We start from the raw sequence: 12,127 nt of genomic DNA, 5'->3' as shown, positions 1-12,127 counted from the left end.
AGCCGGCCGCGACGCTTGAGGGTCAGAAGTCGTAGCGCGCGCCCACGGTGAGGCTACGCGATGGACCGTACATGTTGAAGGTGGACACCGAGCCGACGCGGGAGTAGTAGTCGCGGTCGAACAGGTTGTTCACGTCCAGGGTGGCGGTCAGCTGCTTGGTGACCGGGTAGGCCAGTTTGGCATCCACGGTGGCATAGCCCGGCGCGCTGACCTTGATGTTGTTGCTTTCCATGTAGAAGTCGCTCATGCCGGTGATACCAGCGCCCACACTGAGGCCGGACAGCAGACCGCCGTCGAGGGTGTACTTGCTCCATACCGAAGCCTGGTGGCGTGGCATGGTCATGAAGGTAGTGTTGGCCGCGCCTTCCAGGGTTTCGGTTTTCATATAGGTGTACCCGGCAATCACGTCCCAGTTGGGAGTGAGGTTACCGCTGACTTCGAACTCGGCGCCGCGAATGCGCGATTTGCCCTGGGCCACGTAGTAGCTGGTGATGCTGTTGCCATTGGCATCTACCGGGTTGACCGCCCGGTTCTTGTCGTTCAGCTGGAAGGCCGACACCCGGGCGTTGAGGTTGCCGTCCAGGTAGCTGCCCTTGATGCCTACCTCGAACTGCTCGCCTTCATGAGGCTTGATCAGCTTGCCGTCCTGGCCAACCTGGGATTGCGGCTTGAACACCTGGGAGTAGCTGGCGTAGAGCGAGTGATGCTCGTCCAGGTCGAAGACCACGCCACCGTATGGGGTCACATGGCCGTTGACGTCGCGGTCGCTGCCGGTCTTGGCGCCGCTGGACAGCGTAGTGGTGTAGCCCTCGCCACGGTAACTGCTCAAGCGCGCGCCGCCGATCAGCGCCAACCGCTCGACCGGGCGGAAGGTGACCTTCGAATACAGGCCCAGCTCCTGTTCGTCGGTATCCACCTGGCTGGTATAGAACTTGGCCGGCTTGGCGATATCCGTCGGGTCGTAGCTGTAGATGTTGATAGTGCCCAGGGACTTGCTGCCATCTTTGTAGCTGGTGTTGTAGTGCTTGTAGTCGGTCCCCACCACGAACTCGCTCACCTGGCCCAGGGCCGCGAAGGGCTGGCTGTAGCTGGCGTCCATCGAGAAGGTGTCTTGCTCGAAGTCACGAGCCGTGGCACGCAGGGTGGTATTGCCATTGGCCTGGACCGCGCCGCCGGTGAAGGCATACATGTACTGGGTGTCGCGCTGGGAGCCGCGCAGGGCGATACGGCCATAGCCGCCGTTTTCGAAGCGGTGGGTCAGCTCGGCGGTAAGGTCGGTGGTCTTGCCGTCGAAGGAGTTCCAGTCCGCGCCGAAGAACTTCGAGTGGCTGAAGTTCAGCAGGTTGCCCTTGCTGTCAGTGGGATAGCCATTGTTGGGGCTCAGGTTCTTGACTTCGTGCAGCAGACCGAAGGACAGCTGCGTGCTGTCGTTCAGGTCGACGTCCAGCGCGCCGTAGTAGGTGTTGCTGGTGTTGTCGTTGTAGTCCGCCTCGCCATTGCTGTCGGCGCGGGAGGCGATGAAACGCCCACGCACGCGGCCGGCTTCATCCAGCGGGCCGGAGACGTCCACTTCCTGGTAATTCTGGTCCCAGGTGCCGTAGCGGCCTTCCACATGGCCCTGGAACTCGGAGGTCGGGCGCTTGCGCACCATGTTCACCACGCCGCCCAGCTCGCTGGTGCTGTTGAACAGCCCGGACGGGCCGCGCATCACTTCCACCCGGTCGAAGGCAACCAGCGACGGCACGGTGCCGAAGATACTGGCCATGGGCGCGGGCAGGCCGTCGATGTTGAATTCGTCGTACTCATAGCCGCGGGCATAGATGGACGAGCGGCCGCTGTCGTTGCTCAGGGTACGCAGGCCAGCGGTGTACTTGGCCAGGTCATCGAGGTGCACGAACTGGCGGTCGCGGATGTACTCGTTGGTGTAGCTGGTGGTGGACTGGGGAATGTCACGCAGGGCGGCCGGGGTCTTGCTGCCTACCGTGGCCGAGTCGACGGTATAGCCACCGGTCTGCTCGGAGGGTGGCATGTCGTACAGCCGATTGCCCTCGACAGTCAGAGTGTCCAGCTCCACGGCCGGCTCCTGCAAGGCGACCGTCTCGGCCAGCGCGCTGAGCGGAAACGGCGCCAGAAGGCTGGCTGAAACCCCTGCCAGCAATGAGCGCTGGGCGCGACGGCTTGTAAACAGCTGCGTGATTCCCCGGTGAACGTTCATCTTATGTCCTTTGTATGCCACGTTGCGGTAAGCAGGCCGGCCTTGCGGGCTTGTGGGCTGCGATACAGCGCCCCCGTCTATAAGCCGGTCAGCGAATGTTATTGAAGCGGCGCAAGCGCGAGGAAACAGGCTGTACTTGCCACCGCGTCATTCGGGTGCAAGGAACACCCTTCACCCGGGCCGCCCGGATGGTAATCAATCTCAATAACATCCGCAAACACATTGCGCGTTATATAGAGATTGATACATTCGAATGGATAGGCGTTGCCAGATTAATAAAGCCCCGCCCTGCCTGACATTCAAATCTAATATTCCCGCGCCGCTGTCGCCTCCCCCTCCGCTTCCCTAGAATGACCGAAAACAGCCGACGGACCGCTTCAATGACTGCCTACTACTACCTCGCCATTGCCATCTGCGCCGAAGTGATCGCTACCGTTTCCATGAAGGCGGTGAAGGGCCTGAGCACGCCTTTGCCCCTGGCGCTGGTCATCCTGGGGTACGGCATCGCCTTCTTCATGCTCACTCTGGTGGTGCGCAGCATCCCGGTAGGCATTGCCTATGCGATCTGGGCGGGGATGGGCATTGTGATGGTGAGCATCGCCGCGCTCTTTGTTTATGGGCAGCGCCTGGATGTGCCGGCCATGGCGGGCATGGGGTTGATCGTGGCCGGGGTAGTGGTGATACAGCTGTTCTCGAAAACCGCGGGCCACTGAGCCAGGCAGAGCGACGCCGAGCTTGCCGAGTAAAGGTATACTGCGGGCCGGTTTGTACACGAGGTCGCTCATGCCCACCCCCATTTCCACTGATGTGCTCATCGTCGGCGCAGGCGTCGCTGGCCTGTGGCTGAACGCGCGCTTGCGCCGGGCTGGCTGGTCTACCCTGCTGGTCGAGCGAGGCCCCTTGGGGGGCGGCCAGACCCTCAAGGCCCAGGGGATCATTCACGGGGGGGCGAAATACGCCCTGCATGGCGCGCTTACCGGCGCTTCCGAAGCCATTGCCGACATGCCCAGGCGCTGGCGCGAGGCCTTGGCAGGCACGGGTGAGCTGGACCTGCGCGGCGTACGTTTGCTATCCGACGCTCATTACCTGTGGTCACCCGGCACCCTGGCGGGCAACCTGACCAGCTTTTTCGCCAGCAAGGCCGTTCGTGGCCGGGTGGATACGGTCAAGGGTGACCAGCTTCCGCCAGCGCTGCAAAACCCGGCCTTCAGGGGCAAGGTCTACCGCCTGGCCGAGTTGGTGGTGGACGTACCGAGCCTGGTGGCTCGTCTGGCCGAACTGGCTGCTGGCAGCCTGCTGGCCGGTGAGTGCCTGCAGCCTCTGCGTGAAGACGGCCGCTTGGTGGGCCTGCGCGTCGACGGTCGCGACATCCGGGCGCAACGCATCGTGCTCAGCGCCGGCGCGGGCAACGAAGCGCTGCTCAGCGAACTCGGGGTAGCGCAGCCGGCCATGCAGCGGCGTCCCCTGCACATGGTGCTGGTCAAGGGCGCGGCGCTCAAGCCTTTGTATGCCCACTGCCTGGGCGGCGGTCCCAAGCCGCGGCTTACAGTGACCACCCACCCTGGCAGCGATGGCCAGTGGGTCTGGTACCTGGGCGGTGAACTGGCCGAGGCGGACGGCGTAGCCCGCAGTGAAGCCCAGCAGATCGAAGCGGCCCAACGTGAGCTTGGCCAATTGCTGCCCTGGCTGGACCAGCGCGGCCTGCACTGGTCCACCTTGCGGGTGGATCGCGCCGAGCCTGCCCAGTCAGGCCTGGTTCGCCCGGATAATGCCTTCCTGGCCACCGATGCCCCCCTGCTGGTGGGCTGGCCCACCAAACTGGCCCTGGCACCGGATTTCACCGACCGGGTAATCGCCGCACTGGAGCGCGACGGCGTTCGCCCTGGGCCCGCCGAGCCATTGCCAGCGTTACCGGCACCGCCCCTGGGCGTGCCTGCCTGGGCGGCGCTGCCATGAGCCTGCCTAGCCTGCACGGCCTGTGGCGCCAGCTGGGCGCCACGGGCGCGAAGGTATCACCCCTGGGCCTCGGCACGGTGAAGCTCGGGCGCGACCAGGGGGTGAAATACCCCAACGGTTTCACCATTCCTGACGACCAGCAGGCCGCGGCGCTATTGCGCCAGGCCCAAGCCCTGGGCATCAACCTGCTGGACACCGCGCCGGCCTATGGCCACAGCGAAACCCGCCTGGGGCCTTTGTTGCGCGGCCAGCGCGACCAGTGGGTGATCGTGAGCAAGGTGGGCGAGGAGTTCGAGAACAACCAGTCCCGTTTCGACTTCAGTGCCGAGCACACCCGGTTTTCAGTGGAGCGCAGCCTGAAAAGGCTGGAGACCGATCGCCTCGATCTGGTTCTGGTCCATTCGGATGGCAACGACCTGGACATACTCGAGCGAACCGACGTGTACCCTACCCTGGCCCGGCTGAAACAGGAGGGCAAAATCCTTGCCTACGGTTTTTCCGGTAAAACCGTTGCCGGGGGGCTCAAGGCGCTGGAGCATGGCGACTGCGCGATGGTCACTTACAATCTGAACGAACAGGCGGAACGCCCGGTCATTGAATACGCAGCGTCACATGGCAAAGGCATCCTGATAAAAAAGGCCTTGGCCAGCGGCCATGTCTGCTTGCAGCCAGGCATAGACCCGGTACGGGCCAGTTTCGAGGCCCTGTTCGGTCAGCCGGGCGTGACCGCGGCCATCGTCGGCACCATCAACCCTGTTCACCTGGCCCACAACGTGGCCACCGCCGCCGCGGTTCTGCGAGCCCCTTGAGGGGAAGGCGCGGCGGTCGCTGAAAAGGAAACCTTATGCCGCGCATCCTTCGCCGAAGCAATCCGGCCAACTTCAAGACCCTGCGCATCTCGGTCCAGGCCTCCGCGGACGGCCTCGCCTACCAGGGCACCGGCATGCCCATCAACTTCAGCCAGATGCTGGATAAACGCCGCCTCATGGAGGTTGAAGACCCGCATGCGTTCGAGCTGGAACTGGCCAACCTTGGCGTGTCGGTACGACTGACGCTGGCCTGGGAAGGCAACGAGTATTGGGTGCTGGTACGACAACACCGCCTGGACCGGCGCGATGTGGTGCTCAAGATGATTTCCGGCTATGTACCGGCCCATGAACTCAACCTGCCGTTGCATACCGCCGTGCAGGAAATCGCCGAGGAATGCCTGCTCGAAACCGCCGACGGCTGGCTCAACGGTCGCTTCAAGGAGACTTGGCTACCGGCCCCCTACAGCGCAGCCCTGCGCTATACGGACAACACGCCCTTTGCACTGCGCCCGGTGACCGGAGACGCCCCCCCAGTGCGTAGCGGCAGCCTGACGCTGATCGAGCGCCCTCGTGCCTATGTGCATTTACCCACGGCCTCTTTGCAGCTGGTCTATGACATGCGCCTGGAGGCGCCCAAGGAAGCCCGCGAGCTGAGCCTCTATCATGTGGACGAGCGACTGGACAAAGGGGAGCTGGTCACACAGCTCAGCCGCGGCCGGCCTGACCTGTATCTGATTCCATTGAAGAACGGGGTGCCCCTTGCGCAGTTGTATACCCTGCGCAAGGGAAAGCTGTTTCCCGCGTCCACGCGTGGGCTGTACCTGGCGGAAAACTTTGGCCGCCAGGAAGGCTGGGTGGTGCGCGAAGAGCGGGTGCGCTGGCGGGAATGGCTGGCCCGGCAGGGCGTGAACGCACCGGTGAAGCGCAAGTCTCGGCTCGGCCGCATCACTACCCGGGCCAAGGCGTTGATACGCCTGGCACGGCAAGGGCGAAAGGGGAAAGGCTAAGCCCGGAAGCGTCCCCAGGCATGACGTTCTGCGCCTAGCGGTTGCGGATCTTATCCACGATCGCCGTGGTAGAGCTGTTTTCCACCAGCCCCAGCACCTTCACCATGCCGCCATAGGCTTTGACGATGTCCGCACCTACCACTTGGTCCACGCTGTAGTCGCCGCCTTTGACCAGCACGTCTGGCTTGACCTCGCGCAGCAGGTTTTCCGGCGTGCTTTCAGCGAAGCTGACTACCCAGTCCACGGCGCCCAGGCCGGCGAGCACGGCCATGCGACGGTCCACGCTGTTGATCGGACGCCCCGGGCCTTTCAGGTTGGCCACCGAGGCGTCGTCGTTGATCGCTACGACCAGGCGGTCCCCTTGGGCGCGGGCCTGCTCCAGGTAGGTCACGTGACCGGCATGCAGAATGTCGAAGCAGCCGTTGGTAAAGACGATCTTCTCCTGGTGGGCGCGGGCATCGTCTACCGCCAGCAGCAGTTGTTCGAGGCTCAGCACACCGCGCTCCGAACCCTGCTCACGGGAGATGGCCCGACGCAATTCCGGCGCGCTGATGGCTGCGGTGCCTAGCTTGCCCACGACGATTCCCGCGGCCAGGTTGGCCAGGGCGACGGCGTGGGGCAGTTCTTCGCCCGCCGCGATGGCGGCTGCCAGGGTAGAAATCACCGTGTCGCCGGCGCCGGTCACGTCGAACACTTCCCGCGCGCGGGCGGGCAGGTGCAGGGCCGGTTGCTCCGGACGCAACAGGGTCATGCCATGTTCGCCGCGAGTCACCAGCAGCGCACCCAGCTCAAGGTCAGCCATCAGGGCCGCGCCCTTGGCGACCAGGTCCGCTTCGTCGACGCAGCCGCCGACAATGGCTTCGAACTCACTAAGGTTGGGCGTAATCAGGCTGGCGCCGCGATAGCGGGTGAAATCCTTGCCCTTGGGGTCCGCCAGTACGGGAATGCCACGGGCCCGCGCGGCCTGGATCAGCGCTTGGTGGTTCTGCAGCGCGCCTTTGCCGTAGTCCGACAAGACCAGCACCTTCACCCCCGTCAGCAGGGCCTCCACGTCGCTGCCCAAACGCACTGCGTCCGTGGCGAAGGGCTCTTCGAAATCGATGCGCAGCAATTGCTGGTGACGGCTCATCACCCGCAGTTTGACAATGGTGGGCTGGTGCGCAATGCGCTGGAAATGCGCCTTCACTCCAGCGGCATTCAGGCTGGCGGCCAGGCTTTCGGCGGCTTCGTCTTCGCCGGTCACACCTACCAGGGAGGCAGGCGCGCCCAGGGCGGCGATATTCAGCGCCACGTTGGCAGCCCCACCGGGACGGTCCTCGATCTGGTCCACCCGCACCACCGGCACCGGCGCCTCGGGTGAAATCCGCGAGGTGCCGCCGTGCCAATAGCGGTCGAGCATCACATCACCGACCACCAGGACAGGTGCTTGATCGAAACGTGGCATCGACAACTTCATGGCCCAACCCATCTACCTATGAACAAAGGCGGCGATAGTACCACAAGGTCCGGCATGCCATGCCCGCGGGGCGACGGCCCTTAGCCTAGGCGTAGCCCAGCACCTCATAATCGCGCTGGTACAACTGCCGCAGCCGCTTGCGCGCCAATGGCCCGACGGCATAGCGCGAGCTACGGGGCGTGCGTTCATAAGCTGGCGCCGACCAGGGCAGCACGGCGGGAAGGCACAGGAAATCGGCCATGGATTGGAAGTCGCGCATCAGGCTTTCGTAATGGCCGATGAAATCCAGGCGCACCCGCCCTTGGCTGTCCTCGAGGAAGTCGGTTTGCGGTCGGAAGTCCAGGCGGTCCTGCAAGTCCGGCGGTGCGAGGCCTTCAACGAAGGCATCGAAGTCTTCTTCCTCGTCCAGGCTGGCGCTGCTTTCCGCGGCCTGGAACAGCCGCGCTTCACGCCAGCGAGCCCAGGCCACATAGGCACGCTCCAGGGGGTCGCGCACGAAAGCGAACTTGAAGCTGGTGGCGAATTCCGGAGCGAAGCGTTCTTCGTACCAGCGCAGGGGAACGGGCCCAGGGCTATTGGCGCCGAAAAGCGCCGTATACACGGCCTCGCTCTCGCATCCTGGCACGTTGACGAACAGACAGCGGTGAGCACGGAATGCATCGGGAAAGCGCTGCGGACCACGCATGAAGGCGGCCGGAGCGCCACCTTGCCGAGCGAGACGCCCCTGGATAGTCGAAGACGATAATGGCTTCACGTTGACGCTGGACTGTATCCCCTCCCGAGCCGACCCTGCGGCCATCTCGACAGTAGCAAATCGCCAGCGACGCTACATCATCGTTTCGTCCGATCAGGTAACCATCCGGCTACAAAAACAAAGGCGCTCCCAGGGAGGCGCGCCTTCATGCGCAGTCCGGGTGGGTTACGCCATGTCCAGGTGCCCAGGCTCTTCGAGACCCATCGCATGGAGGCGCGCATAGAAGCCATTGAGGCTCAGCAGGTGCTGGTGGGTACCTCGCTCCACGATTTCGCCCTGGTCCATCACCAGGATCAGGTCCGCCTTTTCGATGGTGGACAAGCGGTGCGCGATCACCAAGGTGGTACGGCCCTGCATGACATGATCCAGGGCCGCCTGGATATGCCGCTCAGACTCGGTATCCAGAGCAGAAGTGGCCTCGTCGAGAATGAGCAGCGGAGCATTTTTCAACAGTGCCCGGGCGATGGCCAGGCGCTGGCGCTGGCCGCCGGAAAGCAGCACGCCGTTCTCGCCCACATCAGTGTCGAAGCCCTGCGGCAGTTGATCGATGAAGTCCTTGGCGAAGGCATCGCGAGCGGCCGCCTCTATCTGCTCCCGCGGCGCGCCCGCCAGGTCACCGTAGGCGATGTTGTTGGCCACGGTGTCGTTGAACAGCGTCACCTGCTGGTTCACCTGAGCAATGTGCCGACGCAGGTTACGCAGCCTGTAATCCTGCACCTCCACGCCATCGAGGAGGATTTCACCTTCGCTGTGTTGATAGAAACGCGGGATCAGGTTGGCCAGGGTGGACTTGCCACTGCCTGACCGCCCCACGAGGGCGATCATCTGTCCCGGCTCCGCCGTGAAGCTGATGTCCTTGAGCACTGGGCGGTCGGTACCGGGATAGACGAAATTCAGGTGGTGAACCTCGAGGCGGCCGCTGACCTGGTCTCGTTCCACAGTGCCGGTGTCCTGTTCCGGCGTGACATCCAGTTGCTCGAAGATGCTTTCCGCGCCGGCGACGCCGCGCTGGATGGTGGAGCTCACTTCGGACAGCTGGCGAATCGGCTTGGGCAGCAGGCCAGCCGCGGTGATATAGGCCACCAGGTCTCCGGCACTGGCATCGCCGCGCAACCAGAGTACCAGGAACATCAGCACCGCCATGGCGGTATAGATGACCAGTTGCAGCATCGGGGTATAGACCGCCCCGGTCTTGGTCATGCGCAACTGCTTGTCGGTATTGCTCTGGCTGGCCTTGCGGAAGCGCTCGGCCTCGTAGCTTTCGCCGCCGAAACTGCGCACCACCCGATAGCCCTGGATGGTTTCCGATGCCACATGGGTCACGTCGCCCATGGCGACCTGGATCTTCTTGCTCTGCTTGCGGAATTTCTTGCTGGTGCTGCTGACCATGATCGCGATCAGCGGCAGGATGGCCAGCATGACAAGGGTCAGGCGCCAGTTCATCACCAGCAGGTAGCCGAACAGGAAGACCACGGTCAGGCCTTCGCGGATCACCACCTTGATCGCGTCCGTCGCGGCCCCGGTGACCATGGTCACGTTGAAGGTGATGCGAGAGATCAGATGGCCCGAGTTGTGCGTATCGTAATAACGGTTCGGCAACACCAGCAGTTTGTCGAACAGCGCCAGGCGCAGATCGTGGATCAACCCCAGGGAGACCTTGGCCAGGAAATAGTTGCCCAGGTACGAGCCCACCCCCTGCCAGGCGGCGATGAGCACGATCAACAGGGGCACCGCCTGCAGCAGTTTCAGGTCACGCAGGTAAGGCACCGTCGGAAACAGTACCGCCTCGGGATTGTTGAGGCCGTCGACGAAATACTTGAGGATGCCGGCGAGCATCGGCTGGGTGGACGCGAATACCACGAAGCCTACGATGCTGAGGCTGAACAGCCCGATGTAGGGGCGCATGTAAGACAGCAGCCGGAGGTAGATCTTCAGGCTCGAAGGCGCGGAGGAATCGGGGTGGCTCATGAGCGATCATCGTATTGAAATAGCCCGGCATTGTAGCACAGGGAGCCATCACGCTGTCCGGTGCGCTACCATAGGCGCAACCCTTCGCTAGCTGGTGCTAGCGCCCTGCAGGCATTCGCCGACACCACCCGAGATAGCGTTTTTATATGAGAGAAGGCATGCAACCGCTCGACCACCGCGACTACCTGGCCTTGAGGGAAGGCGCCCAGGTACTGGAGGCGGACGGCTCCGGCGACAAGGTATTGCGCCTGGCCGATGGGAGCATGTTCAAGCTCTTCCGACGCAAGCGGCTGTTCACGTCTGCGGCCTGGTATCCCTATGCCAGGCGCTTTGCGGACAATTGCCGTCACCTGCAGGGCCGGTCCATCCCCTGCCCCGGGGTCATGGCCGTCTACCGCATCGCTGAAATCGAGCGTGATGCCGTGCACTACGCCCCCTTGCCAGGTGACACCCTGCGCCAGCTCATTGCCAGCGGCAATGCCACAGCCCAACTGCGCACAGACCTCGGCGCCTTCCTCGGGCGCCTGCATGAAAGCGGGGTGTACTTCCGCTCCGTACACCTGGGCAATGTGGTGCTCACGCCCGAGTACAGGCTCGGCCTGATCGATATCGCCGACCTGCGCCTGTACCGCAGGCCGCTCAGCCGCTCCCTGCGCTTGCGCAACTTCCGCCATATGCTGCGCTACGCCACGGATCGCCACTGGCTCACCGAAGATACCGATGCGTTCATCCAGGGCTACATGGCCAGCCAGACGCGCTGCCCCGCCGAGGCTGTCAGTCAGGCACTTGCCGCGCTTTAACCCCGAGCCTCGCCGATGGATACGCGCCTACGGGCAACGGCGCCACCCAGGATCACCGCCGCTGGCAACAGCACAAGCATCCAGAGCTCATCCGGGTTGCCCACCAGCTTGCTGCCGTCGAAGTTGAGCATCAGCAAGGCCGCGACCAGGTAGAGACCCCACGGGTCTCGTGCCCGCCAGGCTTGCCACAAGGTAGCCGCCATCAGCGGCACGAAGATCAACAGCGAGATGCCGCCGGTGTAAAGGCCAAACGCCACGAAGATGTTATGAGGATGCGGGATCGGGATGCCGCCTGGCAGGGTCTGGCTGGTATGGAAGTTCACGCCGCAACCCAGCGCCCAGCCACAGTTGAACCACTCGCCGGTCATGATACGGAACAGGTCGGTGCGGTAGGAGTCGCCACGGCCTATCAGCGATACCAGCCAGCTTTCATGCCAGACACACCAAAGGATCAGGCCAAGCCCGACCAGGATCGCCGCGGCTATGGGCGCCGCTACGCGAGGGTGACGGTAGACGTTGCAAAGGCCCCAGGCGGCCATCACGAACACGCCACCTACAATGCCGGTACGGGTTTGCAGTACGAAAGCCACTGCCACGAACGCCAGCACGACGCCCAGCGCCATTTCGACGTAGCGCCGTTCGCGCGCCCACGCTGGCAATGCCAAGGCCATGGCGCAGACCAGCCAGATGCTGGTGTAGATGACGTTTTCCATGCGCGCCGGGAGTATGTCTACCCGCGCGCCGAAGGGTATCCGGCCTGTCAGGTACATATAGGCCGAACAGGCATAGATATACAGGCTGATGATCCAGAACAGCGCCCTGGCCGTGCGGCCGAGGTGAAAAAAACGATGCTCGGTGAGGCTTGCCACTATGGCCACGAACAAGCCGGTGTAAACGATGTGCTTATAGAACTGCGTGCCCTCCTCTCGCGCTGCTGGCACCAGACACCATAACAACAGCAAGAGCCAGCCCAGGGCCAAGGGTTCGCGCGTCAGCCCAGCACCTCTATAGCGAACCAGCGCTACCAGCCCCGGCAATGCAATCAAGGCGTAGTACAGATTGTTGGTCCACTTCGCCGAGCCCTGCACGAGGAAGCTGATGATGAACGCCACCAGCAGCGTGGTGAAATAACGGGAAACGGACTGGCTTGCCAAAACGACCT

The 12,127-nt window shown here is 63.4% G+C and carries 10 protein-coding genes; 5 read left to right on the top strand and 5 right to left on the bottom strand.

The window, feature by feature from the left end:
* Positions 1 to 22: 22 nt before the first annotated feature.
* The gene (locus BN1188_RS02485) at positions 23 to 2,215 is read right to left on the bottom strand and encodes a TonB-dependent siderophore receptor (RefSeq protein WP_040259648.1); all 2,193 of its coding nucleotides are present in this window, start codon (positions 2,213 to 2,215) and stop codon (positions 23 to 25) included.
* A 380-nt stretch (positions 2,216 to 2,595) separates the two neighbouring features.
* Between BN1188_RS02485 and BN1188_RS02480 the strand changes: the two genes are divergently transcribed.
* From BN1188_RS02480 to BN1188_RS02465, 4 genes are all read left to right on the top strand, one after another.
* Positions 2,596 to 2,928 carry a DMT family transporter gene (locus tag BN1188_RS02480; RefSeq protein ID WP_040259647.1) on the top strand — a complete coding sequence of 111 codons (333 nt, stop codon included), beginning with the start codon at positions 2,596 to 2,598 and terminating at the stop codon, positions 2,926 to 2,928.
* Between the two features lie 70 nt (positions 2,929 to 2,998).
* Positions 2,999 to 4,171, top strand: coding sequence for an NAD(P)/FAD-dependent oxidoreductase (locus BN1188_RS02475; RefSeq protein ID WP_040259646.1), 1,173 nt, complete (start codon positions 2,999 to 3,001; stop codon positions 4,169 to 4,171).
* A complete protein-coding gene (locus BN1188_RS02470) occupies positions 4,168 to 4,980 on the top strand; it encodes an aldo/keto reductase (protein WP_040259645.1) in 813 nt (270 codons plus the stop codon). Before BN1188_RS02475 ends, BN1188_RS02470 begins: the two co-directional genes overlap by 4 nt.
* A gap of 35 nt (positions 4,981 to 5,015) precedes the next feature.
* Complete coding sequence (locus tag BN1188_RS02465; protein ID WP_040259644.1) at positions 5,016 to 5,987, top strand: hypothetical protein; 972 nt, start codon at positions 5,016 to 5,018, stop codon at positions 5,985 to 5,987.
* A gap of 34 nt (positions 5,988 to 6,021) precedes the next feature.
* On the opposite strand, the gene hldE is transcribed toward BN1188_RS02465, so the two are convergent.
* From hldE to msbA, 3 genes are all read right to left on the bottom strand, one after another.
* Positions 6,022 to 7,443: a bifunctional D-glycero-beta-D-manno-heptose-7-phosphate kinase/D-glycero-beta-D-manno-heptose 1-phosphate adenylyltransferase HldE gene (gene hldE, locus BN1188_RS02460; RefSeq protein WP_040259643.1), complete on the bottom strand. Its 1,422-nt coding sequence runs from the start codon at positions 7,441 to 7,443 to the stop codon at positions 6,022 to 6,024.
* 85 nt (positions 7,444 to 7,528) lie between these two features.
* On the bottom strand, positions 7,529 to 8,128 hold the full coding sequence (locus BN1188_RS02455) for a sulfotransferase family 2 domain-containing protein (protein ID WP_052469122.1): 600 nt from the start codon (positions 8,126 to 8,128) through the stop codon (positions 7,529 to 7,531).
* Between the two features lie 234 nt (positions 8,129 to 8,362).
* Positions 8,363 to 10,165: a lipid A export permease/ATP-binding protein MsbA gene (gene msbA, locus BN1188_RS02450; protein ID WP_040259641.1), complete on the bottom strand. Its 1,803-nt coding sequence runs from the start codon at positions 10,163 to 10,165 to the stop codon at positions 8,363 to 8,365.
* A 158-nt stretch (positions 10,166 to 10,323) separates the two neighbouring features.
* Here msbA and BN1188_RS02445 point away from each other — a divergent pair, with 158 nt between their 5' ends.
* A complete protein-coding gene (locus tag BN1188_RS02445) occupies positions 10,324 to 10,965 on the top strand; it encodes a phosphotransferase (protein WP_040259640.1) in 642 nt (213 codons plus the stop codon).
* Here BN1188_RS02445 and BN1188_RS02440 read toward each other — a convergent pair.
* A complete protein-coding gene (locus tag BN1188_RS02440; protein WP_040259639.1) occupies positions 10,962 to 12,119 on the bottom strand; it encodes a hypothetical protein in 1,158 nt (385 codons plus the stop codon). The two genes, BN1188_RS02445 and BN1188_RS02440, sit on opposite strands and share 4 nt — an antisense overlap.
* Positions 12,120 to 12,127: the final 8 nt, after the last annotated feature.

Origin of the sequence: Pseudomonas massiliensis (assembly GCF_000826105.1) — a bacterium.
GTDB classification, from domain to species: domain Bacteria; phylum Pseudomonadota; class Gammaproteobacteria; order Pseudomonadales; family Pseudomonadaceae; genus Aquipseudomonas; species Aquipseudomonas massiliensis.
The sequence above is the reverse complement of the archived record's forward strand: the minus strand, read 5'-3'. Positions and strand labels throughout refer to the sequence as shown.